Origin of the sequence: Pseudomonas fluorescens (genome assembly GCF_040448305.1) — a bacterium.
GTDB classification, from domain to species: domain Bacteria; phylum Pseudomonadota; class Gammaproteobacteria; order Pseudomonadales; family Pseudomonadaceae; genus Aquipseudomonas; species Aquipseudomonas fluorescens_BH.
Genome location: NZ_CP148752.1, coordinates 155764 through 180532, shown reverse-complemented (window position 1 = coordinate 180532; position 24769 = coordinate 155764). Strand labels below are relative to the sequence as shown.

Sequence of the window (24769 nt, the reverse complement as noted above, 5' to 3'; positions counted from 1 at the left end):
CCTCAAGCCTGAGCCGTACGCCCCTTTTCTGCAGCCACTTCTTCCTTGCCCTCAAACCGGTTAGCCCGCGCAAACGTGCCGAAATCATTGAACCGCACGCCCATCTCGCGCATCACCTTGTGCCCCACCGGCACAGTCAGTTGGCGGATGTAAAACGGTTCCTTCACCACAAAGTGATGGATCCCGTGACTGCTGCCGAAGTTGAAGCAGAACGCCTGCAACGGCCACAGCCACCAGGCATTCAGGACCTGGGTCTGCTGCATCACGTTGCCCGGCTCCACGTCACCGTAGTAGTGCATGTTCGAACTGATGAAGTGCAGGCAGAACGTGCGCAACACATTCGGGCCGATGATCACCACCGCCGCGATGTCGATCACCTGCATCACCGACAACGTGGTCGCCGACCACTCGATCGGTGCGCCCATCAGATGCGCAATGCCGTTCGCTGCGTGGAAACCGAGAAACACGTACCACGCGCCCCAATGCATCAGCGCCAGCGGTGCGTAGACCTTCAGCGTGCGCTGGACGATGCTGATCTTTTGCGCCCAGGTCTTGGCCCGCAGCATACGGATGAACGACGACATCATGTTGTCGCCGATCATCAAGAATCGCGCGATACCCCATGGTTCGCCATTGGTGATAGCGCGTTCTTCCATGTCGGTTTCAGAACCCGACACCTTGTGGTGATTGAGGTGCAGATGGCGGCGAATCCACGGATTGATCGTGCTCGGCCGCGCCAGCCACACCAACCCCATCATCAGGTTGTGCGGCATCTTCTGCTTGCGGAAGTACATGCTGTGGATCAGGTCGTGTTCCAGCTCATGGGTCAACGAGGCGAAAAATGCGTTGAGCAACAGGCACGCCCACCACGCCATGTGCCCGGTCATGTAGAGCGCCGCCGAACCGAACATGCCGGCCAGGGCGAAGGCCAGAATGCCCGCGCCGAGGGCGTCCTGATGCTTGAGAATCGGGTATTGCTCGCGCAGCTCGACGCCTCTGGCCAGCACCACTTCACGGATATGGGCTGATCGTTGGGATGCATTCAGTCGTTGGGGGCTTGCAGAAGTACGGTCCATGCTTCCATCCTCTGGTTATTGATGGTTGCATCCTGCCTTGCGATCCTTCGCAACGCGGTAGCCGAGAACGCCAACCTGTTGACCGGAAGCGCCAATCAGCATGACTGAACCGACCTCCCTCGCCAGCTGGACCCGCGCCCTGCGCAAGCAACTCGATGCCCTGGGCATCGACAGCACCGCTCTGTGCCAGCAAGCGGGGCTCGATCCACAACTGATGGACGACCCGAACGCGCGCTATCCGCTGTCGGGCACCACGCACCTGTGGAATCTGGCGGTGCAGGCCAGCGGCGACCCGGCGATCGGTTTGCGGGTTTCGCGTTTCGTCAGCCCAACCACTTTCCATGCGCTGGGTTATGCGCTGGTGGCCAGCGGCAGCCTGCGGGAAGTGTTCGAGCGCATCGTGCGTTATCACCAGGTGGTCAGCGATGCCCTGGAACTGGAGCTGACCCGCGCCGAGGATCGCTACTGTTTCAGTCTGAAAATTCCGCTGGGCAACCCGGCTCCTGCCTTCGAAGCCATAGACGCGTTCATGGCGATTTACGTGCGCACCTGCCGCAATCGCCTGGGGCGCGACTACGCACCACTGGCGACCTACCTGCGCCGCCCGGAGCCGGCAGACGCACACCAATGGCATAAAGTCTTTCGCTCGCCCGTGCACTTCGGTGCCGACGAGGATCGACTGGAGTTCGCCCTCGTCGACTTCGACAGCCATCTGGACGACGCCAACCCGGAACTGGCCGAGCACAATGAAACCGTGCTCAATCGCACCCTGGCGCAACTCAAGCCGCTGACATGGGAGCGCAAGGTCCGCGACGCCATTGAAGAACAACTGCCCGAAGGCGAACCCAGCGCCGAACACATCGCCAAGGCCCTGCACCTGAGCCTGCGCAGCCTGCAACGGCACCTGGCCGATGAAGGCTACCGGTTCGACACGCTGCTCAACGAAAGCCGTGAAAATCTGGCGCTGCTGCACTTGCGTGACCCGCAATGTTCGTTGAGCGAGATCAGTTATCTGCTCGGGTTTGCCGACACCAGCAGCTTCAGTCGTGCGTTCAAGCGCTGGACGGGGATGACGCCTGGGCAGTTTCGGGATGGGTTGCGCTGATCAGCCTTTGACCAGGCTGCGCGCCATCCCCTCGTTCCACTGCTCCAGCATTGCCTCTCCAACCTCGGCAAAAGCACTGTTTGCCTTTATGTGTTGGCCCATCTCGCCCATCGCCACTGCCATCCCATGGATGACTTGTTGCAGCAATTCGTTGCAGCGTCCCTCGGTCAAATTGCAGGCGGAGCGGCCAAACCGCATCAGCATTTTGTACTTGGGCCACGCCTTCGATCCGCCCAATAGCAACGCCATGCTATCGGTCTTGATGTAGACCGACGTGGTGATGATGTCGTAGGCAGGTGCCAGGCTGATTGGTGCATCGACACCACAGTCTTCGTACAGAACGCCAAAGTTCTTGAGGTGCGCGTCGCCATTTTTCAGACCCGATGACAGCGCGACGATTTTGAAAAACGACTCCAGTGCCTGATTGAGCAAAGGCGGAGAAACAAAGGCCTTGATCTGCTTGGCCGCACCTTCGTACGAACCATCGTATTTGGCTTTTGATGGCCAGGCATTGAGCACGCAGAAGTCCTCGAACCCCAGGTAACCCTTTTCATTCAGGTCGAAGCGTTCAACGATCAAAAACTTGCCGTGCTCACTGAGTTCAAACTTCGGCACCTCAAGACCCGAATGCAACGCCGCCCGCATGCAGAAGTATTCATTGGCAGCGAGTTCCGGGTATTGCTCAGGACGAAAGGCTTTGACCAGATGTGTGGCACCCCGATGGGACAGCCGATCGATGGTTGACGCGCTGTCACGCACCAGTACCTTCGGCTGTACACCGGAAACACCTGAATACTGGCCATAGGTCTGCAAGAGGTCTTCGAACAGACCTTGCGCACCATCATGTACAAGAAGCTCCGCCAGGCTGGTTTCAGGTGGCTGGTCGCCCAGACCCTGGGCCTTTGAAATGCCGACTCTTCCGAGCTGGTGCGGGCCTACGATGGCAAGCATCGAAAAATCGTCAAATCCTCGGACGGCCTTGCTGAAGCGACGAGTCAATTCATCGCGCAGGGCTCCCTCAGGCAGATTCATTTCAAAAACCGGCGGAACACCTGGTTCCCACGCGTAACTCTCCAGCCGCACCGGCATGGTCAACGAGACGGCGTTTTGTTCGGGCGCGTTTTCGGCGTAGGCAAACACGGTATCAACAGGTGACTGACCACGGCCAAGGACTCCCACCGCACTGTTGGAAACGCTGATAGTCAGTCGATCCTTCTCCTGCGGCTCATCCATGGAAATCCACCTTTTTCAGGGTGTCCAGCGTCGGCCGCTTCGTCTGTCGCGGCACGGCAGTCAGCTCATAACCGAAGCCATTTAGGATCGCCTCGACCTTGCGCAGACCAATTTCGGAGAGGGTGTTGTTTTCGATGCCGGAGATCGTCGCCCGGCTCATTCCGTATTGCTGTGCCAATGCCTGCTGGGAGAGTTTTCTTTCCTTGCGTAAGGTTCGGATCAGCTTGCCAAGGTTTTCCATTTCACCACCATGCATCGTATACAGTGCATAATTTATCAAATTAATGATTATGCATTGTATTTAGTGCAGTTAGAGACTGAAGTCCAGCTACATTTGACGACGCCCCTACCTGGCATCAAACCAACGCCAACAACCGCAACCGCTCGGCATCGATGATTTCAATTTCGCCGTAACTCAGCCCGATAATCCCTTGCCCCTGCAACTCCTTGAGGATCTGGTTGGTGGTCTGGCGCGACAGCGACAGCATCGACGCCAACTGTTCCTGGGGCAGTTGCAGGACGCGACGCGGGGGAGCGGTCTCGCCATAGCCTTCAGCGATCATCAGCAAGCGATGCGCCAACCTTGCCGGGGCCGGCAACAGGCTCAGTTGTTCGAGGTTGATGAAGGTCATGCGCAGTTTCTGGCTCATCAGCAAGGCCAGTTGTCGCCAATGCTGCGGATGCTCGTTTAGCAGCGCCAGCAAGGTGTTCTGGGGAATGTGCAGCAGCGTGCACTGGCCCACGCCGTACGCATCGTGGGTGCGTGGCTGGCCATCGAACAGGCAGATTTCGCCGAACCAGTGCGGCGGCTCCACCAGGCTCAGCAACGCTTCCTTGCCCTGCTCGCTCACGGCACCGACGCGCACCGCGCCTTCAAGCACCGCGTACAGGCCGCAGGGTGGATCGCCACGCTTGAACAGCCGCTGGCCCGGCGACAGCCGCCGCAGCCTGGCCGCCGACAGCAGGCTATCCTGTAGGGAAACAGGTAAATGGCTGAACCACTGACCGCTCATCAGGCGTGGACGCCAGACCTGCATATCCATGAAAACTCCTAAAGATTGTCGCCTGGCTGACAGAGCGGGAAGTGGCCCCGGGGCATGATCAATCACCCCACAGGAGAACAACAATGAAAAGCCTCGTCGACCACCTCAGTCAATACGCCGCCTACCACCGTGACCCGCGCAACATCGCCTCGCACTTTATCGGCATTCCGCTGATCGTGGTGGCCGTGGCCGTGCTGCTGTCACGTCCGCAGTGGGCCGGGGGCTGGCTTTCGCCGGCGGTGCTGGTGTCACTGGCCTCAGCGTGGTTTTACCTGCGCCTTGAACTGCGCCTTGGGGTGCTGATGACGGTGTTGCTCGGGCTGTGTGTCTGGGCAGGTCAGGTGCTGGCGCAACAAAGCACGCTGGTCTGGCTGGGCAGTGGCGTGGCGATGTTCGTGATCGGCTGGGCGATCCAGTTTGTCGGCCATCACTACGAAGGACGCAAACCGGCATTTGTCGATGACGTGACCGGGTTGATTGTCGGGCCGTTGTTCGTGGTGGCCGAGTTGGCGTTCATGCTGGGGATGCGGCATGAGCTCAAAGAGCAGATCGAGGCGCGGGCGGGTAGGGTGCGGGTCAATCCGAAGCGTGCCGCTGTTTAGATCGCATTCGCGAGCAAGCCCGCTCCCACAGTGGATTGGCGTTGAACACAAAAGTTGTGAACACCCCGAAACCTGTGGGAGCGAGCTTGCTCCGGGCGGCGATCCGACGAAGCTTTTGATTTTAAATATTCGCAACCTTCTGCCAGACCTTCGGCTTGAAAAACAACGTCTCGCCTTTTGCCAAACCAACCAGGCTGTCGTGATCCTTGACCACTTCAGCTTCGATCAGATCGCTCTGTCCTTCGACCTTCAACGTCACCCGCGTCGTCGCGCCCAGCGGACGAATATCGCGCACTTCCGCTGCGTGGTGATCTTCCAGCTCATGGCGCGACAGCGACACCTCGTGCGGGCGGAACAGCACGTGCCTGTCTTCGCCCAGGTGCAGTCGGTTCGAATCACCGAGGAAGTGATAGACGAAATCGCTGGCCGGGTTTTCGTAGACGTCACCCGGTGAACCGATCTGCTCGATCACACCCTTGTTCATCACCACGATGCGGTCGGCGACTTCCATCGCTTCTTCCTGGTCGTGGGTCACGAACACCGAGGTCAGGTTGATGTCTTCGTGCAGGCGCGCCAACCAGCGGCGCAGCTCTTTACGGACCTTGGCGTCGAGGGCGCCGAAGGGTTCGTCGAGCAGCAGCACTTTCGGCTCCACCGCCAGCGCTCGGGCCAGGGCAATGCGCTGGCGCTGACCGCCGGAGAGTTGTTCCGGATAGCGATCCGACAACCAGTCCAGTTGCACCATGTTCAACAGTTCGTGAACCTTGGTTGCGATCTGGCTTTCGCTCGGGCGCTGGTTTTTCGGCTTCATGCGCAGGCCGAACGCGACGTTGTCGAACACCGTCATGTGGCGGAACAGGGCGTAGTGCTGGAACACGAAACCGACGTTGCGATCACGCACGTCGTGGCCGGAAACGTCTTCACCGTGGAACACGATGTTGCCCCGGTCCGGGGTCTCCAGGCCGGCGATGATCCGCAGCAGCGTGGTCTTGCCGCAGCCCGACGGGCCGAGCAACGCGACGAGTTCGCCGCTCTGGATGTCCAGGCTGATGTTGTCCAGCGCCTTGAACGCGTTGAAATTCTTGCTGACGTTACGCACTTCGATCGACATGAATTATTCCTCCGCGGCGCTGGCGCGCAGGCGGTTAATACGGTTTTCGCTCCACTGCTTGAGCAGCAGGATGAAGAGCGCCAGGATCAGCAACAGGCTCGCCACGGCGAACGCGGCCACGTGGTTGTATTCGTTGTAGAGGATCTCGACGTGCAACGGCAGGGTGTTGGTCACCCCTCGAATGTGCCCGGAAACCACCGACACCGCACCGAATTCCCCCATGGCCCGCGCGGTACACAACACCACGCCGTAGATCAGGCCCCATTTGATGTTGGGCACGGTGACGTGCCAGAACATCTGCCAGCCGTTGGCCCCGAGCAGGCGCGCGGCCTCCTCTTCCTGAGTGCCTTGTTCCTGCATCAGCGGGATCAGTTCACGGGCCACGAACGGCACGGTGACGAAGATCGTCGCGAGCACGATACCCGGCAGGGCGAAGACGATCTGGATGTCGTGGTCCGAAAGCCATGGGCCGAACAGGCCCTGGGCGCCGAACATCAACACATAGACCAGACCCGCGATCACCGGCGACACCGAGAACGGCAGGTCGATCAGTGTCACCAGCATGCTCTTGCCGCGGAACGAGTACTTGCTCACGCACCACGCAGCACTGACGCCGAACACCAGGTTCAGCGGCACCGAAATCAGTACGGCGATGACCGTGAGCTTCAGTGCCGACAGCGCGTCCGGCTCAAAGATCGCGGTGAAAAACGCCCCGAGGCCGAGCTTCAGCCCTTGGGACACCACGATGAACAGCGGCAGCAACAGGAACAGCGCAAAAATCAGCCAGCCAAGGCCGATCAGGATTCGCCGCGAAGTCGCACTGCCACGGCGGGCAGCGTTCGAGGAAGCGGCAGCAATAGACGATTGGGACATGGGTGCGCCTCCTTATGGGGTTTCGATGCGCCGCTGCAACAAGTTGATCAGCAGCAACAGGACAAAGGAAACCACCAGCATCAGTACACCGATGGAGGTAGCGCCGGTGTAATCGTATTGGTCGAGCTTGACCATGATCAGCAGCGGCAGAATCTCGGTTTTCATCGGCATGTTGCCAGCGATGAAAATCACCGAACCGTACTCGCCGACCCCGCGGGCAAAGGCCAAAGCGAAACCGGTAAGCCATGCCGGAAGCAGTGCCGGCAGCAGGATATGGCGGAAAACCTGCAACGGTTTTGCACCCAGGCACGCTGCAGCTTCTTCCACCTCACGAGGAATATCCGCCAATACTGGCTGTACGGTACGTACTACGAATGGAAGTGTCACGAAAGTGAGGGCAAGGGTGATGCCCAAGGGGGTGTAGGCGATCTTGAAACCCAGATCCGCTGCAAATTGACCCACCAGACCGGTAGGGGTGTACAACGCCGTCAGTGCAATACCGGCAACCGCCGTGGGCAATGCGAACGGCAGGTCGATCATGGCATCGATCACTTTTCGTCCAGGGAAGGTATAGCGCACTAATACCCAGGCCAGCAGCGTGCCGATGATGCCGTTGATGATCGCGGCACACAGGGCGGTGCCGAAACTGAGCTTCAATGCGGCCAGCACCCGTGGCGCCGAGATGATTGCCCAGAACTGATCCCAGGTGAGTTGAGCGGCATGCACGAACATCGCCGCCAGTGGTATGAGCACAATCAGGCTGAGGTACACCAAGGTGTAGCCCAGCGTCAGCCCGAAGCCGGGTATGACGGGGGAGATACGACGCGACATAAAAGTCCTTGGTTAAAAAGCGTTCCGCTAAAACCATCCCTGTGGGAGCGAGCCTGCTCGCGAAAGGGGAGTACCCGTCAACATCCCTGTCGACTGAAACACCGCCTTCGCGAGCAGGCTCGCTCCCACAGGTTAAGCACCCATGCATGGGTGCTCGTTGATGGCTATTTAAGATTACTGCGCCTGGTAGATCTGGTCGAACACGCCCCCGTCATTGAAGAATTTCGGCTGTGCGGTTTTCCAGCCGCCGAAGTCCTTGTCGATGCTCACCAGTTCCAGTTTTGGGAACTGCTGGGCGTACTTGGCGGCCACATCCTTGTCACGTGGACGATAGAAGTTCTTCGCCGCGATTTCCTGGCCGGCCGGGCTGTACAGGTGCTTGAGGTAGGCTTCGGCGATCTGCTCGTTGCCCTTTTTCTCGGCGTTCTTGTCGACCACCGCCACCGGTGGCTCGGCGAGAATCGACAGCGAAGGCACGACGATGTCGAACTTGTCGGCGCCGCCCTCTTCCTTCAGGGCCAGGAAGGCTTCGTTTTCCCAGGCCAGCAATACGTCGCCCTGACCGTTGTTGACGAAGGTAATGGTCGAGCCGCGAGCGCCGGTGTCCAGCACTGGCACGTGCTTGAACAGGGTCTGTACGTATTCCTTGGCCTTGGCTTCGTCGCCGCCATTGGCTTTCAGGCCATAGGCCCACGCCGCGAGGAAGTTCCAGCGCGCACCGCCGGAGGTTTTCGGGTTCGGCGTGATCACCGAGACGTCATTCTTGACCAGGTCGCCCCAGTCCTTGATGCCTTTAGGGTTGCCCTTGCGCACCAGGAACACGATGGTCGAGGTGTAAGGCGTGCTGGCGTCCGGCAGGCGTTTTTGCCAGTCGGCCGGCAGGGATTTGCCGAGCTTGGCGATTTCGTCGATATCACCGGCCAGGGCCAGGGTCACGACGTCGGCACGCAGGCCATCGATCACCGCCCGGCCTTGCTTGCCCGAACCGCCGTGGGATTGCTGGATTTTCACGGAGTCACCAGCGTGGTCCTTTTGCCAGAACTTGATGAACTCGGCGTTGTAGTCCTGATACAGCTCGCGGGTCGGGTCGTACGACACGTTGAGCAGCTCGTAGTCCTTGGCAACGGCGGAACCGGCAAAAAGGGCGCTGGCCAGGGCGGCCAAAGCAAAATGACGAATCGACGACATGGTGAAAGCTCCTGGAATTCTTGGTTTGTTGGCTTTTTCTTATGGGATATCGCGTTGCCTGATTCGCCTCAGCCCGGCTTGTTGCCCGGCTGCTGCAAACGGAATTTTTCCTTGCGTTCGATCTGCACCACCTGGGCGTTGTGCACGGTGATTTCCACGGCACCAAAGCGCAGATCGCGCAGGGCACTCTGGATTTCACGCAGGATGGTGGCTTCGTCTTGACCGTCGACGCTACGCAGGGATGCGCTCATATTGCTGCTCCTTCAACTGAGAGGTTGCCTCGCAGTGTCGGCACTGCTTGCGGCTTGAGAGCAATACTAGAGAGACACAGATATTCTTAAAAAGACTATTTAAGAATGTTTATATAACCATAAGAGATTAACTGGAGGGACAAGGGTTTGAGGTGAATCACCCTTTTTCAGACACACAAAAAAACCTGTGGGAGCGGGCTTGCTCGCGAAGAGGGAGTGTCAGTCACCAGAAATGTCGACTGATATTCCGCTATCGCGAGCAAGCTCGCTCCCACAGGGTTTGCGCCTATCCAATCACCGGCGCATGCATCCAATCGAGCTGCACCGCCGGCACCGGCCGTCCGAACCAATAGCCCTGCCCCAGATCACACCCCTGCCCGAGGAGGAAAGCAGCCTGTTCGACCTGCTCGATCCCCTCGGCATGCACCTGCATGCCCATGCTCTGGGCCAGAGCGATGATCACCCGTGAAATCGCCGCATCGTCCTCATCCCACGGTAATCCGGCGACGAAGCCCTGGTCGATTTTCAACTTTTGCACCGGCAGGCGCTTGAGCCGCAGCAGCGATGAATAACCCGTGCCGAAGTCGTCGATGGCCAGGCGCACACCCAGCTCGCGCAGGCGATGCATTTGTTCCAGTGCGACTTCCGGGTCCTCCATCACCGCGCTTTCGGTGACTTCCAGCTCCAGAAACGCCGACTCCAGCCCGGTTTCGCGCAGGATTTGCGCCACCTGCTGATACAGCTCTCGACGGGCGAACAGACGCGAAGACACGTTGACCGCGACGAACGACAGCACCACCCCGCCCTGCTGCCACTGGCACATCTGCCGACATGCCTGCGTCATGACCCAGGCATCGATTTCAGCAATCAGACCGGTTCGTTCGGCGACCGGAATGAATTCCGCTGGCGACACCAGCCCCCGCTGCGGGTGCTGCCAACGCACCAGCGCCTCGACGCCAATCAGGCGGCTGGTCTTGAGGTCGTGAACCGGCTGGTAATGGACCCGCAGCTCTTGCCGGTCCAGGGCACGGCGCAATTCGAAGGCGATCTCCACCCGTTGCTGGGCGTGGGCCGTCAGCTCTTCGGTGTACAGGGCATAATCATTGCGCCCCGTGCTCTTGGCCTTGAACAGTGCAGAGTCGGCATTGCGCAGCAGTTGCTCGACGCTCAACGCATCGCTGGGGAACAGGCTGATGCCGATGCTGGTGTTGATGGGCAGCTGGTGCCCATCAATAAGGAACGGCTCTTTAAGACCATCGATGATTCGCTGGGCCAACGCAGCGGCCTGAACCAGTTGCGGACAGCTTTCGGCGAGTATGGCGAACTCATCCCCGCCCAACCGCGCCAGGGTGATGCCCGGACCGAACATGGCGCCCAGGCGCCCGGCCACAGCCTTGAGCAACTGATCACCGATGGTATGCCCGAGGCTGTCGTTGATCATCTTGAAGTGATCGAGATCGATCATCAGCAGCGCACAGCCACGTTTGTGCACCTGTGCCGAGGCCAGGGCCTGTTCGGCGCGGTCGGTGAACAGCAGGCGGTTCGGCAGGTCGGTCAGCGGATCGTGGTGCGCCAGGTGCTTCAGTTCGTGTTCGGAGTTCTTGATTGCACTGATGTCGGAAAACACCGCCACATATTGGCTCGGCCGGCCGTAGTCGTCATGGATCAGGCGGATCGTTTGCCATTGCGGGTAAATCTCGCCGCTTTTGCGCCGGTTCCAGATTTCCCCACTCCATTCCCCGACACTGGCGAGCGTGGCAAACATCACCTGATAGAACTCAGGAGAATGTCGCCCGGACTTGAACAGATTGGGCCGCTGCCCCAGCACGTCCCCACACCCGTAACCGGTAATTTCCATGAATGCCCGGTTTACATGGACGATCACGCCTTCCCGGTTGGTGACAAGCACGCCTTCGCGGGTGCAGTCGAACACGGCCGCCGCCTGGCGCAAGCGCATGCGGTCGGCATCGCGCTCACGCAGTTGGGCGCCGATACCCAGACACCGCAGCAACCGCGCCCGGGCAATGAAGATCAACCCGGCGCTGAACAGCACCCAAACATAACCGTTGATCAGTTGCCATCGCAGTCGCTCGGCAGAGCTATCGAAGAAACTGTTTAATAAATAGCCACTGATCTGCATCCAAACCACAGAAAGCAACAGATAGAGCAGCGCTGCGCGCAAGGCATCGCGATAGGTGGCAGACATCCGGCGATCCATGTCCCTACAAAAAGGTTGGAATGATGGTTTAAAGACACATCCAGCCACTCTTATCTGAAAGGGCGACTGGTTTTCTGTGTGGGCTTAGTGATAATGCAACGGCTGTTTTTTTCTTTATCGAGGGCCCTACAGCCTATGTGGTACGAAGGTTTTCTTGGCTTGTCGCCCTGGTCGCTGGTAGCAGTCACCCTGCTGATGACCCACGTCACGATCATCGCCGTCACGGTCTATCTGCATCGTTACTCGGCCCATCGCTCCCTGGAGCTGAATGGGGGCCTTAAGCATTTCTTCCGTTTCTGGCTGTGGCTGACCACGGCGCAGAACACCCGCGAGTGGACCGCCATCCACCGCAAGCATCACGCCAAATGCGAAACCGTCGATGACCCGCACAGCCCGGTCATCAAGGGGTTGTCCACGGTGCTGCGCAAAGGCGCCGAGCTGTACCGCGCCGAAGCGGAAAACCCCGAGACGCTGCGCATCTACGGCAAGAACTGCCCCGAAGACTGGATCGAGCGCAATCTCTACAGCCGCTTCCCGCTGCTGGGCATTGCGATCATGGGCGTTATCGACCTGCTGCTGTTCGGCACCATCGGCATCACCATCTGGGCCATCCAGATGATGTGGATCCCGGTGTGGGCCGCCGGCGTGGTCAATGGCCTGGGCCATGCCATCGGCTACCGCAATTTCGAATGCCGCGATGCGGCGACCAACCTGGTGCCTTGGGGCATCCTGATTGGCGGCGAAGAACTGCATAACAACCATCACACCTACCCTAACTCGGCAAAACTGTCGGTGAAGAAGTGGGAATTCGACCTGGGCTGGGCGTGGATTCAAGTCTTCAGCTTCCTGCGCCTGGCCAAGGTCCAGCGGGTTGCGCCGATTGCCCATCGCGTCGAAGGCAAGGGCAACCTGGACATGGATACCGCCATGGCGATCCTCAACAACCGCTTCCAGATCATGGCCCAGTACCGCAAATTGGTGATCGGCCCGCTGGTCAAACAAGAGCTGGAAAAGGTCGATCACTCGGTACGTCACCAGTTCCACCGGGCCAAACGCCTGCTTTCGCGAGAAACCAGTCTGCTGGATGACAAACACCATGTACGCATCCAGAACATGCTCGAGCATAGTCAGGCACTGAAGGTAATTTACGAGAAACGCCTGGCCTTGCAGCAGATCTGGGTCAAGACCAGCTCAAATGGTCACGACATGCTGGCGGCCATCAAGGATTGGGTACACGAAGCCGAAGCCAGCGGGATTCAGTCCCTGCGCGACTTCGCCGGTCAGTTGAAGACCTACTCCCTGCGTCCTGCCGCCGTCTGACCTGTGGGAGCGAGCCTGCTCGCGAAGGCGGCGTGTCAGTCAATATTGATTTGACTGGCACCCCCCTTTCGCGAGCAGGCTCGCTCCCACATTGATTTGTGGCCGCAAAAAGGCATCGCCAGTACCGCCCGGCGGGAGCCAGTTCCCTCGCCGCAAAAGGCGGGAACTTCATCTGAAAAGCCCTATCTCAAAGACACTTCGCCATCCCCGGCGGGCTTGATGTTGGCCGCGATCGCGCGCGGCATGCCCTTTGAGATTTGTGTCGATGGCCGAAAAAAACCTGCAAGACTCATCTCCGTCCCATTGGCCCGAGGCCGCGCAGACCCTGATGGCGCTGATGCACGCCCAAAGTGAAGTCGCACGCCTGAGCGAACGCGAACAGTTGCTCAACACCTTGCTGATGAGCGTCAACGCGGTGCTGTGGGCATTCGATTGGGAAACCCGCCAGGTGCTTTACGTCAGCCCCGCCTACGAACGGATCTTTGACCGTTCGGCCGATCTACTGCTGGCCGACTGCAACCAATGGCGCGACAGCATTTACCCTGACGACCTGGACTACGCCGAACGCAGTCTGGCCGAAGTGCTGGACAAAGGCGCCGTCGAAGACCGCGAGTATCGAATCATTGCCGCCGATGGCCAGGTGCGCTGGCTCAGCGACAAATGCTACGTCAACCGCCAGGCCGAGCCGGGGCAACCGGTGATCATCGTCGGCATCGCCGAAGACATCACCGACAAGAAGCAGATGGAAACCGAGCTGCACCGCTTGGCCACCACCGACGCGCTGACCCAGAGCAGCAATCGCCGGCATTTCTTCGAATGCGCCCACCGCGAGTTCGCACACGCCCGGCAACAGGGCGAGCCATTGTCGTTCCTGATGCTGGACATCGATGACTTCAAAATCATCAACGACACCTATGGTCACCAGGAAGGCGACAACGTGTTGCAACGCATCGCCGATAGCGGCCGCGCAGCGTTGCGCCGTGGCGACCTGTTCGGGCGCATTGGCGGTGAGGAGTTCGCAGCGGTGTTTCCCGGCTGTACGCCACAGATGGCCCTGCAAGTGGCTGAACGCTTGCAACAGCAGATTCAGCGATTGCGTTTCACCCATGCAGGCCAGACGTTCGGCATCACCGTCAGCCAGGGCCTGACCAGCCTGAGCGCCGCGGACGAAAACGTGGAGAACCTGTTTTCCCGGGCGGATACCGCGATGTATCAGGCCAAGCGCGAGGGCAAGAACCGGATTGTTACTGCCTGACAGGAACACCATAGAACCCTGTGGGAGCGAGCTTGCTCGCGATGGCGGCGGCTCATTCAACATCAATGTTGGCAGACAGTCCGCTATCGCGAGCAAGCTCGCTCCCACAGGGTTGAGTGGTGGCTTTACTTCCTGCGCAAACGCATCAACTCCGGCAAGCCAATCTTGAGCAACCGCGCCGTCCGGCTCTTCGCCAGCGCCTCGATGCCCTCATGCTCGGTCAGGCGCGCCATCTGCGCCGCCATGTTCATCACCAGCGCTTCGCGGGAATAAACCCCGCCACCGAGCTGGTAGGCGGCTGCAATCAGCTCCCGCAACTCCAGTGGCAGGCGCCAGCGCGTGCGCAGGGCCGAACCATAGGCCGCGCCAAATTCAACCAGCGCTTCGCCCACGTCCTCCTGCTCGTCCAGTTCACCACCGGCCTGTTTCCACTCCTGCAAACAGCGCAGCAGCGCCAGATCGCCGAGACGATGCAACATACCGGCGCAATAGCAGCGCTCCTGATCCAGATCGAGCAGGCGCGCCAGGGTTCGCGCGTATTCGGCGGTGTGCAGCGACAGATCCCAGAAGCGCTCGGCATAGTCGGCCAATTGCGGATCGCTGAGCCGTGCGCTGCGCTTGAGTGCCAGCCCGAGAATCAGGTTCATGCTCTGCCCGGTGCCCAGGCGATGCAGTGCCTGTGACAGGGTTTGCACAGCGGCGCCGTGGTGCTGGGCCGCGCTGTTGGCAGCGGCGATCAGCACGGCCGTGACCTGCGGATCGGTGCGGATTTCGCCTTCCAGAACCGTCAGGTCGAGGCCATTGGGATTGAGGCTGCGCTTGACCGCCACTTGCACGTCGGTCATCAGCGGCGCGCCGTCGGCCAATTCCCGGCGACGCTCCAGAAACACCGACAACGTCATGCCCTGTGCCAGCGCCGGCACTTCGCACGAAACTTCTTCGCCAGCGTTCAGCAGCAACCCCTGCAACCTATGGGTGAGGCTTTGCATATTCAGGGGCTTGGTCAGGTAGGCGGCCGGCACCAGCGACAAGGCCTCGCGCACGCTGGCACTGTCGTTACGACTGCTCATCAGAATGAACGGCATGGGCGGATTGCGTTTGCGCTGACGGACGTTGCGCAGGACATTCAGGCCATCGACGCCCGGCAACTCCCAGTCGGCGATGACCAGGTCATAGGGGTTGGCAGCCAATAGCTCCAGCGCTTGCTGACCATCGGCGCACAAATCCAGCCGCGCATCGCAGCGTACGTTCAACAACACTTCCTTGAGCAAATCCCGGGACCAGGGGTCGGCCTCGGCAATCAGGACTCTTGGAACCGCGGGTAAAATGACGGTTGTCATACAGCTCTCCCTGGCAATGCGGAAACCTTAGCCAATGCTGGCCATTCGATACAGCGCTAATGCGCGGGATGTGTTTCCAGGGGCATGAAAAAACCCGCCGAAGCGGGTTTTTTGTGGATCAGGTCACACTGGGTGATCAGAGCTCGGAGAAGCACTCTTCGATGATCGCCAGGCCTTTGTCCAGTTGCTCGTCCGGCGAGGTCAGCGGTACCAGGACGCGCAGAACGTTGCCGTAGGTGCCGCAGGACAGCAGGATCAGACCCTTGTCGCGAGCCTTGGCCACAACGGACGCCACGGCTGCAGCGTTCGGCTTGTGGCTGTCGCCGTTTTCGAACAGCTCGACAGCGATCATCGCGCCCAGGGCACGGACTTCACCGATCACCGGGTACTTGGCCTGGATGGCCTTCAGGCCGGTTACCAGACGCTCGCCAACAGCCTTGCAACGATCCAGCAGGTGTTCTTCTTCGAACACTTCCATCACGGCCAGGGCCGCGGCGCAAGCGATCGGGCTGCCGGCGTAGGTGCCGCCCAGGCCGCCTGGAGCGATGGCGTCCATGTATTCGGCCTTGCCGCACACACCGGCCAGCGGGAAGCCGCCAGCGATGGATTTGGCGAAGGTGGTCAGGTCGGCAGCGACGCCCATCTGTTCCATGGCGAAGAAGGTGCCGGTACGGCCAGCGCCAGTCTGTACTTCGTCAGCGATCAGCAGGATGCCGTGCTGGTCGCACAAGGCACGCAGACGCTTCATGAACTCTTTAGGCGCGACGTAGAAACCGCCTTCGCCCTGAACCGGTTCGATGATGATCGCGGCGATGTCTTTCGGCTCGGCGTCGTTCTTGAAGATGCGTTCGATGGAAGCGATCGAGTCGTCGATGCTCACACCGTGCAGTTCATTCGGGTACAGCGCACGGAAGATGCCGCCTGGCATCAGGCCCATGCCGGCCGAGTAAGGCACGACTTTACCGGTCAGGCCCAGGGTCATCATGGTGCGACCGTGGTAAGCGCCGGTGAAGGCGATCACGCCGGCACGGCCAGTGGCAGCACGGGCGATCTTGATCGAGTTTTCCACGGCTTCGGAGCCGGTGGTCACCAGCAGGGTTTTCTTGTCGAAATCACCTGGGACCTTGGCGTTGATTTTTTCGCACACTTCCACGTACGGCTCGTAGGCCAGTACCTGGAAGCAGGTGTGGGTCAGCTTGTTCAGCTGCTCGGTCACGGCGGCGATGACTTTCGGGTGCAGGTGGCCGGTGTTCAGTACGGCGATACCGCCGGCGAAGTCGATGAATTCACGACCTTCAACGTCGGTTACCGTCGCGTTCTTCGCGGAATCGGCGAAGATCGGGTGAATCTGGCCAACACCACGTGGAACAGCAGCGGTACGGCGGGCCATCAAAGAAGCGTTAGTCTTGCTCATACATTCCTCATTCACCGCTCATCGGGCGGCGTGGTTCAAGGATAAAGCGACGGGGAGCAACGGCGGCAGCATGCGATGATCGACTGCCACGGTGTTCCCGGCCACCGAGAAAATTCCGGTTTGAAGCGGCGCAAAAGGACAGCGCTCTCGTGCCCTTTGCGCTTGAAGCAATGCTCTTACTGGCTTAGATGCCCAGGCAGAGGTATTTGATTTCCAGGTAATCTTCGATGCCGTACTTGGAGCCTTCACGGCCCAGGCCCGAGGCCTTGATGCCGCCGAACGGCGCGACTTCGTTGGAGATCAACCCGGTGTTGACGCCGACCATGCCGTATTCCAGGGCTTCAGCCACACGGAACACGCGACCCAGGTCGCGAGCATAGAAGTACGAGGCCAGACCGAACTCGGTGTCGTTGGACATCGCGATCACATCGGCTTCGTCTTTGAAGCGGAACAGCGGAGCCAGTGGACCGAAGGTTTCTTCCTTGGCCACGGCAGCGTTGTTCGGCACGTTGGTCAGGATGGTCGGTTCGAAGAAGTTACCTTCCATCGGCTTGCCGCCGGACAACACGGTGGCGCCTTTGGAAATGGCGTCAGCGATGTGCTCTTGCACCTTGGCCACGGCTTTTTCGTCGATCAGCGGGCCAGTGGTGGTGCCGTCTTCCAGACCGTTACCGATCTTGAGCTTGGCCACAGCCACTTTCAGCTTCTCGGCGAACGCGTCGTAGACCGAATCCTGAATGTACAGGCGGTTGGCGCAGACGCAGGTCTGACCGTTGTTGCGATACTTGGAAATGATCGCGCCTTCGACGGCCTTATCCAGATCCGCGTCGTCGAACACGATGAACGGAGCGTTGCCGCCCAGTTCCAGGGACACTTTCTTGATGTCCTTGGCGCATTCCGACATCAGTTGACGACCGATCTCGGTCGAACCGGTGAAGGATAGCTTGCGCACGATCGGGTTGCTGGTCAGCTCGCTGCCGATGTCGCCGGCGCTGCCGGAAACCACGCTGAACACGCCAGCCGGGATGCCCGCACGCTGGGCTAGTTCGGCCAGGGCGAAGGCGGAAAATGGAGTTTGCGAAGCAGGCTTGAGCACCATGGTGCAACCGGCGGCCAGGGCCGGGCCGGCTTTACGGGTGATCATTGCAGCCGGGAAGTTCCACGGGGTGATTGCAGCGGTCACGCCGATTGGCTGCTTGATCACGATCAGGCGCTTGTCTGGCTGGTGGCCCGGAATCACGTCACCGTAGATGCGCTTGGCTTCTTCGGCGAACCATTCGATGAAGGAAGCGGCGTAAACGATTTCGCCCTTGGCTTCAGCCAATGGCTTGCCTTGCTCCAGGGTCATCAGGCGAGCCAGGTCGTCCTGGTTCTCGATGATCAGCTCGAACCAGCGACGCAGTTTGGTCGCACGTTCTTTGGCGGTCAGTGCACGCCAGGCCGGCAGCGCTTTGTCAGCGGCTTCGATCGCACGGCGGGTTTCGGCAGCGCCCATTTTCGGCACGGTGCCCAGAATTTCGCCCGTTGCCGGGTTGTTGACCTTGATCGTCTGACCATTGTCCGCATCAACCCACGCGCCATCGATGAAGGCTTGCTGGCGGAACAACTGGGTGTCTTTAAGCTGCATGTCGGCTTTCCTTAACAGCACCGCAACGAATGCGGAGCAAATTATGATTGTAGAAAGGCGCCTCGATAGGCTGCCGTCAGGGAAATCATTCACCGGGCTGAAGCACATAAATAGCGCACTGATTCAAATCGTGCGGTTCAGCACCCAGACAAGAGCGTTTGAAATCTCAAACGAATCCTAGGATCAAAGGGGGTAAAGGACAATAGCCTGTTCGAAAAAAAGAACGAAAACGACGCTTTTGCCTATTTTTTCTGATCAACGTAGCAAACGCGCGTTACAGCTTTAAAAAAACGCAGGCGATTCAGCAGCATGGACGCCCGCAGTGCATATGAGTATCATGGCGCCCGCTGCACCAGTAGCTCAGCTGGATAGAGTACTGCCCTCCGAAGGCAGGGGTCGTGGGTTCGAATCCCGCCTGGTGCACCATACGTTGTAGCGAGAAAGCCTCAGGCCTTATGGGTCTGGGGCTTTTTTGTGGGTGTTTGAAGGCTTGGCGCCTAATGGTCAATGCTGTTTTTTTCAAACAGCCGGGCGATGTCTCTCGCACTGTGCAGTATGCGTTCGACCTTGATCTCGTCATCCACCCAACAGTAGAAAATCAGATATCGGCCATGGGCAAGCATTCGCAATCCCTTGGCGCAATCGTCTCTTGAAACACCCAGGTTCGGTTGATCGATCAATCGTGTGCACTGCATGCGTAGTTCGCGCACAAACGTCCGGGCCCGTTCAGGATTGTCTCGAGCGATAAAACGAGCGACTTGCAGCAGATCGTCCCGTGCCAATGCAGAGAAAAGCAATTGCCTCATGGACGGCTTTGCTCGGCTGCTACTTCATCAATCAGCGCATCAAGCTCGGCGAACACGGTATCGGCAGCAATGGCCGGGCGCGGATCGTTGCGGCTGGCCGCAATGGCTTCACGAAGTTCGGCAGCCTGTAGCCGATCCAGCAGCTGTTTATAGGCCGCGTGCGGTAGAAGATAGGCGGCAGGACGATTGTGGTTGAGCACGGCAACAGGCTCGGAACCCGCTTGCTCGATCACCGTGCTCGGGCTGCGCTTGAGCTCGGTGATGCTGACCGAACGGCTTGCAAGTAGCTGCTCCATGACGGCTCCAAAGGCACGAAAAAAAGTACCTTATAGTGTTCCATTCTCTGCATGTGGGTCAACGAATCTCCGACCGGTGCTGCCCTGACCCACAAAAAAACCGCCGAAGCGGTTTTTTTTTTATTCTGTCGTCCAGTCGAACTCGTCGTACTCATCATCGTCCTCGTCGTCCTCGAAAAACTCCTCTTCAAGGTCGTCGTCTTCAACAACGTCTTCTTCCGGCTGATTCAGCAGAAAATCCTTGCGACTCTCGGTAATCGCTCGCCGCAGTTCCTCGCCCTTTTGCGGGCAGTTGAGCATTTGGGCGATGCGGTCGATTTTTTTTGCCACGGCATCCTCCAACGCATCGGCTATGGCCTGATAGTGCGCGCTTTCGGGTCGGGATGCCAAATTCCCCGAGCGCTGCGCACTTCAGTTTATTCCTGAAGATGGTTAGCGATGATAGCGCCGCACCACGCTGCTGTTTTTCAGGACGTGGCCTTTGACTTTTTCCAGCAACTGCGCACGGGTCAGGCCGGCGGGCAAGGCGTCCGGGGGCAGGTCCAGGGCATAGATCTGGATGATGTAGTGGTGCGAGCTGTCGCCAACGGGCGGGCAAGGGCCGATGTAGCCGGTGGTTGTCTTGCTGTTGGTACCGCCGACACCCTCGAGGCCGGGTTTGCTCCCGGCACCGGCCGGGATCTGGTGGGTGCCGGCCTTGATGCCGTAATGCACCCACTGATCGATGCCCTGGCCCTTCTGGCCGTCTGGGTCGTGCATGACGATGGCGTAGCTTTGGGTCGCTTCCGGGCCGGCGTTCCAGTTCAATGCCGGGGAAATGTTATGCCCGCCACAACCCGCGGAATCGCTCGCTGCGGCCGACGTGAACAGACGGTCATCGGAGACACCGGGAATGTTCAGGGTGAAGCGCTCCTGGGCCTGCGCCGGGAACTGCACGCAAAGGGCGACTGCCAAGGCCGCGAGCCAAGGGTTCATTGAGGTCAATCGGGGCATACCGGAGTACCTTGTGCGTGTTGGGCCGTCGTCGGCGCGCAAACTATAGCCGGACCGTTCACGCCGTGGCAGGGGCAATTGGCTGAACCTCGCGATAAGTACCAGACTCATAATTGAAACGTCTGTCTGGAGAGCGATCATGACTCTGCATCGCGTTGCGCGTGTCGCCAATGTGCCCGAAGACCGGGGTCTGGAAGTGCAGGTCCAGGACAGCAAGGTTCTGCTGTTGCGGGCCGGCGAACAACTGCGCGCTTATCAGGCCGAATGCCCGCACGCCGGAGCCCCGCTGGCTGACGGTGCGGTATGCAATGGGCGCCTGACCTGTCCGTGGCACAAGGCGCAGTTTCGGATCGAGGATGGCGGGCTGTGTGAGCCGCCAGCCCTGGACAGCCTCAAGCGCTATCCCCTTGAAGTGCGTGACGGCGACATCTGGGTCGGCGACCAGCCGATGCCGGGTGCCCACACGCCACCGGCCGACGATCCACGCACCTTCATCATTGTCGGCGCTGGCGCGGCAGGCACGGCGGCGGCAGCGTGTTTGCGCGAGAAGGGTTTCGGCGGCCGGTTACTGTTGATCGACCGCGAAACCGATGCCGGATACGACCGCACCGCGCTGAGCAAATACGTGATCGCCGGAGAGATGCCGCTGGACGAAGTCCCGCCGCTGCGCGACGAGGATTTTTACCGCGAGCAGCGGATCGAGCGCCTGCGAGGCGAAGTGGCAAGCCTGGATGCGCCAAACCGGACGCTGCGGCTGACTGACGGCCAATTACTGACATACGACGCCGCGCTGCTGGCCACCGGCGGTGTACCCAATCCGCTGACGCTGCCCGGTGCCGAGCTGCCGCAAGTGTTCGTCTTGCGCTCCAAAGCCCATGCGCAGCAGATTCTGGACAGCGCCAGCGCCGGCCAGCGGGTGGTGATCATCGGTGACAGTTTCATTGCCATGGAGTCCGCCTCGTCCCTGCGCCAGCTTGGCCTGCACGTGACCGTGCTGGCCCGCCACGAAGTGCCGTTTGCCAAACAGTTCGGCGACACGGTCGGCAAGGCCATTCGCGCACGACATGAAGCCCATGGCGTCGTGTTTCATACCCAGGGCAATGCGGTACAGATCGAAGGGACGGACAAGGTCGAAGCCGTGCGCCTGGACAACGGCCAACGCTTGGCGGCCGATCTGGTGCTGGTCGGCATCGGCGTCACGCCAGCCACTGCTGCCTTTACCGGGTTGCCGAAGGAGCAGGACCACTCGCTGCGTGTCGATGGCGCAATGCGCGTGGCCGACGGCCTCTGGGCGGCTGGCGATATCGCCACGTTCCCGCTGAACAACCAACACCTGCGCATCGAACACTGGCGACTGGCCCAACAGCAGGCGCGGATCGCCGCGGCCAATATGCTGGGCGGTGACGAGCATTACCTCGACGTGCCGTATTTCTGGACCTGGCATTTCGGTAAAACCTACGACTACCTCGGCCACGCCGAGGCCTGGGACGAAGTCGAGTTCAAGGGCGATCCCTACGATCCGCCGTTCATCGGCCTGTTCGGCAAAAACGGTGTGGTGTCGGCGGCGGTAGCCTGCGAGATGGACCGGACAATGGCGATGCTCGCCGAGCGGATGAAACAACCGCTGCCATGGGAAGAGGCATGGCGCCTGATCCGTGACGTCCCCTAGGGGGCGGACAGCAAAACGCCCGGCGCCTGCGCGATGCAGAGGCCGGGCGTTGCAGAGTTAACAGCCGCCGTTACTCGGTGGCACCAGCATCTGCGAACTTGCTCATCACAAAACTGGCAAACTCTTCGACGGTCATTTTCTGGCCGTTGAAGTCCACCTGATTGTTGGCGTAACGCAAGTTGGTGACGATGTTATTGCCGTCCAGTTTTGCCAGTTGGCTGCCGACCGCCATGCTGCTGAACATGTCTGCGGTGGCAGTGGCCTGGTCGGCAATCAGTTTGGCGTCGGTCTGACCATCGATTTGCGATTGCACGGTGAGCACATCGACCAGCATGGCTTTGGACACTTGCAGTTTGAAGTCCAGCAGCGCGATCAGCTGTCTGACCAACTGATCGGTCGGCAGATCGATGGCTTGTGGCTTGGTCAGGTCGAGCACCATGTTGGCGCGGCTCTCACCGTTGGCGGTGTTGAACGACAAGTTTTCCAGGGCCACTTGTGGTCCGGCCGCCAGCAGTTTTTCCAGACTGGACTTGAGCAGCGCCTCTTCGGCTTCGGTCAGTTTCAGCTCTGGCGCCGGCAGGCCGGCCGCCGCTGCTTCGGCCGCAGCCCTTTCATACGGCTGCAGTTTGCTCTGGTAAACCTGCATCAATGACAGGGTGGCCGGAATGTCGAGGTTCTTCAGGCTCATGGCCAGCGCCCCGGAACCGATGGTCTTGCCGTTCAGGGACACGTCGCCGACCTTGTAGTCGGCACGCCCGGAGACGTTGCTACCCTTTTCTTCAGTCAGGTTTTTCATTTCGAATTTCTTGAAGTCCAGTACCGACTGCTTGACGCCAAAAGTCGACTTGCCGCTGGCCAGTTCAACAACGTTCTCACCGGTGTAGAAACCGTAGGTACTTTTTGTCAGGTTGCTGGCCAGGGTCAGGCCGTTCAATTCAACCTGCACCGGTGCCTGATCCTCGGACACTGTGGTCACCTTCAGGCTGTCCATGTAGCCGCTGGCCTTGACCTTCTGCGCCTTGGCGCTGGCGTCGACGTCCATGCTCAGGCCGGAGAACTTCAAGCTCGACTTGTCATCCAGGGCCATTTCCAGCGGCTGCAACTCGAGGGTGCCATTGGTAGAGTTGTCATAACCGATGTTGACCACACCGGTCAGCGGGGATTTGTCCTTGGCGGCGGCAAACCACTTCTCGGTGGACGGGGTCTTTTCCAGTTCGTAGTGACTGGTCGCCAGGACCGGCAGCCACTTCAGCGACATCAGGCGCGAGAACGGCAACGGGCCGTGTTCGATGTGATCGACAAACAGCAACTCGACCGGCGCTTCGCCGAACATTTCGCCTTCGCCCTTGAGACGGTAGTGCGCGGTGCTGCTGAATACATGACGCTCCAGCGACACCAGTTCCAGCGACGCCGTGCCGTTTGAACCGACCATCGCCGCCTGCAATTCCTTGTTGGTATCGGCAATCGAGGTGTTCAACACACCTTCGATTTTGGTGCCGGTGAACCAGGCTCCGCCTGCGCTGATGGCACCGATTGCGACAACAATTCCCAGTAGCACGCCTGCTGATTTATTCATGTATGCCCCGTTCATGTCCGTTGTAGAAAGTGAGGTCGTCTTCCCTGAACCCATGACGGGTTGCGGCTCGACTGTGCTGAAAGTGAATTGCAGATTAGCACCGGGCGCGACGAACGGCTCAATGATTAAAGGTGAAAGAGTGTCTTGGGGGTGTTCACTGGGCTGGAGATATTCGCAGTCAATGCAATCGCCATCGCGAGCAGGCTCGCTCCTACAGGGGGAATGCATTCCAATGTAGGAGCGAGCCTGCTCGCGATGGCGATCGAATAGCCAATATCAACTCAAGAGTATTGGACCTCGATCTCATCCAGCTGATGATCAAAACTTTTGAGCCGCGCAGTCCAGGTGTACACCAGCACTTCGAAGTCCCGGTTGATCACCGCCCCGCCCGTCACTTCCTCGCGCGGGTCGCAGAAGTCCAGTTGATAGCGTTCGCGGGCCATGGCCGTGGCGACATCGGCCAGTTCCCGGGCATTGCTGAGCCAGTGCCGACCGTCGTCAGCCACTTGCCGGTCCAGCGCCAGGCATTGTTTTTTCAGGGTCTCGAGGCTTTTTTCCAGCGGCGTGCCGGTCAATTCGCCCATGACTTCCTGAAAGGTGCGCCCCGGTTGCCAGTAACTGCCCCAGAAATAGCGGTCGAACACGGTTTCGACACGACGCAACGCCACCTTGGTGTCCCAGATCAGGACCAGGGTCTTGCCTTGTTCGAGTTGTCTTTTCTTGATGCGTTGATTCTGGACCGAGGCCCAGGCCACCACCGCAATGGACATCACGGCAATCAGCGCGGCGGCACTGTCGAGGAACACCAGAGCCTTGTCGATCTGGTGGGCCAGCATGATGCCGTAGAAATAGGTGGCCGACAGCAGCACCAACGCCACGATGGCGCACCAGAAGCCGAGAGCGTAAGGGTTTTTCATTATTGGTTTCCCCCTGACCTGCGCG

24 protein-coding genes and 1 tRNA gene are annotated in these 24769 nt (G+C 59.6%); 6 read left to right on the top strand and 19 right to left on the bottom strand.

Annotated elements, in window-relative coordinates; translation table 11 throughout:
* Window positions 1-2 precede the first annotated feature (2 nt).
* Window positions 3-1076, bottom strand: a complete 1074-nt coding sequence (locus WHX55_RS00830) for a fatty acid desaturase (RefSeq protein ID WP_353741828.1) — start codon at window positions 1074-1076, stop codon at window positions 3-5.
* Between the two features lie 100 nt (window positions 1077-1176).
* On the opposite strand from WHX55_RS00830, the gene WHX55_RS00825 reads away from it, so the two are divergent.
* Window positions 1177-2181 carry an AraC family transcriptional regulator gene (locus WHX55_RS00825; protein ID WP_150756843.1) on the top strand — a complete coding sequence of 335 codons (1005 nt, stop codon included), beginning with the start codon at window positions 1177-1179 and terminating at the stop codon, window positions 2179-2181.
* Here WHX55_RS00825 and WHX55_RS00820 read toward each other — a convergent pair whose 3' ends face one another.
* The 3 genes from WHX55_RS00820 to WHX55_RS00810 all read right to left on the bottom strand — a co-directional run bounded on the left by WHX55_RS00820 (window position 2182) and on the right by WHX55_RS00810 (window position 4457).
* A complete protein-coding gene (locus WHX55_RS00820; RefSeq protein WP_353741827.1) occupies window positions 2182-3414 on the bottom strand; it encodes a type II toxin-antitoxin system HipA family toxin in 1233 nt (410 codons plus the stop codon).
* Window positions 3407-3655, bottom strand: coding sequence for a helix-turn-helix transcriptional regulator (locus WHX55_RS00815; protein ID WP_150755905.1), 249 nt, complete (start codon window positions 3653-3655; stop codon window positions 3407-3409). The genes WHX55_RS00820 and WHX55_RS00815 overlap by 8 nt, the downstream gene beginning before the upstream one ends.
* 115 nt (window positions 3656-3770) lie before the next feature.
* Window positions 3771-4457, bottom strand: a complete 687-nt coding sequence (locus tag WHX55_RS00810) for a Crp/Fnr family transcriptional regulator (protein WP_150755904.1) — start codon at window positions 4455-4457, stop codon at window positions 3771-3773.
* Window positions 4458-4540: 83 nt separating this feature from the next.
* On the opposite strand from WHX55_RS00810, the gene WHX55_RS00805 reads away from it, so the two are divergent.
* A complete protein-coding gene (locus tag WHX55_RS00805; RefSeq protein WP_353741826.1) occupies window positions 4541-5059 on the top strand; it encodes an Mpo1-like protein in 519 nt (172 codons plus the stop codon).
* Window positions 5060-5180: 121 nt separating this feature from the next.
* Here WHX55_RS00805 and WHX55_RS00800 read toward each other — a convergent pair whose 3' ends face one another.
* The 6 genes from WHX55_RS00800 to dibA all read right to left on the bottom strand — a co-directional run bounded on the left by WHX55_RS00800 (window position 5181) and on the right by dibA (window position 11519).
* Complete coding sequence (locus WHX55_RS00800; protein WP_150755903.1) at window positions 5181-6170, bottom strand: sulfate ABC transporter ATP-binding protein; 990 nt, start codon at window positions 6168-6170, stop codon at window positions 5181-5183.
* A gap of 3 nt (window positions 6171-6173) precedes the next feature.
* Complete coding sequence (gene cysW, locus WHX55_RS00795) at window positions 6174-7043, bottom strand: sulfate ABC transporter permease subunit CysW (RefSeq protein WP_150726413.1); 870 nt, start codon at window positions 7041-7043, stop codon at window positions 6174-6176.
* 12 nt (window positions 7044-7055) lie between these two features.
* Complete coding sequence (gene cysT / locus WHX55_RS00790) at window positions 7056-7874, bottom strand: sulfate ABC transporter permease subunit CysT (protein ID WP_007972956.1); 819 nt, start codon at window positions 7872-7874, stop codon at window positions 7056-7058.
* Window positions 7875-8048: 174 nt separating this feature from the next.
* Window positions 8049-9062 carry a sulfate ABC transporter substrate-binding protein gene (locus tag WHX55_RS00785; RefSeq protein WP_150812072.1) on the bottom strand — a complete coding sequence of 338 codons (1014 nt, stop codon included), beginning with the start codon at window positions 9060-9062 and terminating at the stop codon, window positions 8049-8051.
* Between the two features lie 68 nt (window positions 9063-9130).
* Window positions 9131-9313, bottom strand: coding sequence for a sulfur starvation response protein OscA (gene oscA, locus WHX55_RS00780; protein ID WP_007975618.1), 183 nt, complete (start codon window positions 9311-9313; stop codon window positions 9131-9133).
* A gap of 286 nt (window positions 9314-9599) precedes the next feature.
* A complete protein-coding gene (dibA, locus tag WHX55_RS00775) occupies window positions 9600-11519 on the bottom strand; it encodes a phosphodiesterase DibA (RefSeq protein WP_353741825.1) in 1920 nt (639 codons plus the stop codon).
* A gap of 147 nt (window positions 11520-11666) precedes the next feature.
* Here dibA and desA point away from each other — a divergent pair, with 147 nt between their 5' ends.
* Window positions 11667-12851 (top strand): delta-9 fatty acid desaturase DesA, encoded by a 1185-nt coding sequence (gene desA, locus WHX55_RS00770; protein WP_150755900.1) that lies wholly within the window; start codon window positions 11667-11669, stop codon window positions 12849-12851.
* A gap of 265 nt (window positions 12852-13116) precedes the next feature.
* Complete coding sequence (locus tag WHX55_RS00765) at window positions 13117-14106, top strand: sensor domain-containing diguanylate cyclase (RefSeq protein WP_353741824.1); 990 nt, start codon at window positions 13117-13119, stop codon at window positions 14104-14106.
* A gap of 125 nt (window positions 14107-14231) precedes the next feature.
* Here WHX55_RS00765 and WHX55_RS00760 read toward each other — a convergent pair whose 3' ends face one another.
* From WHX55_RS00760 to gabD, 3 genes are all read right to left on the bottom strand, one after another.
* A complete protein-coding gene (locus WHX55_RS00760; RefSeq protein WP_353741823.1) occupies window positions 14232-15446 on the bottom strand; it encodes a response regulator in 1215 nt (404 codons plus the stop codon).
* A gap of 136 nt (window positions 15447-15582) precedes the next feature.
* A complete protein-coding gene (gabT, locus tag WHX55_RS00755; protein WP_108219752.1) occupies window positions 15583-16860 on the bottom strand; it encodes a 4-aminobutyrate--2-oxoglutarate transaminase in 1278 nt (425 codons plus the stop codon).
* A 184-nt stretch (window positions 16861-17044) separates the two neighbouring features.
* Window positions 17045-18487, bottom strand: a complete 1443-nt coding sequence (gene gabD, locus WHX55_RS00750) for an NADP-dependent succinate-semialdehyde dehydrogenase (protein ID WP_150755897.1) — start codon at window positions 18485-18487, stop codon at window positions 17045-17047.
* 349 nt (window positions 18488-18836) lie between these two features.
* On the opposite strand from gabD, the gene WHX55_RS00745 reads away from it, so the two are divergent.
* Window positions 18837-18913, top strand: a tRNA-Arg gene (locus tag WHX55_RS00745).
* A 71-nt stretch (window positions 18914-18984) separates the two neighbouring features.
* Here the strand turns inward: WHX55_RS00745 and WHX55_RS00740 are convergent.
* From WHX55_RS00740 to WHX55_RS00725, 4 genes are all read right to left on the bottom strand, one after another.
* The gene (locus tag WHX55_RS00740) at window positions 18985-19293 is read right to left on the bottom strand and encodes a type II toxin-antitoxin system RelE/ParE family toxin (RefSeq protein WP_150755896.1); all 309 of its coding nucleotides are present in this window, start codon (window positions 19291-19293) and stop codon (window positions 18985-18987) included.
* Window positions 19290-19589: a type II toxin-antitoxin system prevent-host-death family antitoxin gene (locus tag WHX55_RS00735; RefSeq protein WP_150755895.1), complete on the bottom strand. Its 300-nt coding sequence runs from the start codon at window positions 19587-19589 to the stop codon at window positions 19290-19292. The genes WHX55_RS00740 and WHX55_RS00735 overlap by 4 nt, the downstream gene beginning before the upstream one ends.
* A 120-nt stretch (window positions 19590-19709) precedes the next feature.
* Window positions 19710-19979, bottom strand: a complete 270-nt coding sequence (locus tag WHX55_RS00730; protein ID WP_223530029.1) for a hypothetical protein — start codon at window positions 19977-19979, stop codon at window positions 19710-19712.
* 42 nt (window positions 19980-20021) lie between these two features.
* Window positions 20022-20582 (bottom strand): YbhB/YbcL family Raf kinase inhibitor-like protein, encoded by a 561-nt coding sequence (locus WHX55_RS00725; protein WP_353741822.1) that lies wholly within the window; start codon window positions 20580-20582, stop codon window positions 20022-20024.
* Between the two features lie 139 nt (window positions 20583-20721).
* Between WHX55_RS00725 and WHX55_RS00720 the strand changes: the two genes are divergently transcribed.
* Complete coding sequence (locus tag WHX55_RS00720) at window positions 20722-22251, top strand: FAD-dependent oxidoreductase (protein ID WP_353741821.1); 1530 nt, start codon at window positions 20722-20724, stop codon at window positions 22249-22251.
* Between the two features lie 70 nt (window positions 22252-22321).
* Here the strand turns inward: WHX55_RS00720 and WHX55_RS00715 are convergent, their stop codons facing one another.
* Both WHX55_RS00715 and WHX55_RS00710 read right to left on the bottom strand, forming a co-directional pair.
* On the bottom strand, window positions 22322-23827 hold the full coding sequence (locus tag WHX55_RS00715) for a YdgA family protein (RefSeq protein WP_353741820.1): 1506 nt from the start codon (window positions 23825-23827) through the stop codon (window positions 22322-22324).
* 281 nt (window positions 23828-24108) lie between these two features.
* Window positions 24109-24744 (bottom strand): NADH:ubiquinone oxidoreductase subunit N, encoded by a 636-nt coding sequence (locus WHX55_RS00710; protein ID WP_150726399.1) that lies wholly within the window; start codon window positions 24742-24744, stop codon window positions 24109-24111.
* Between the last annotated feature and the right edge of the window lie 25 nt (window positions 24745-24769).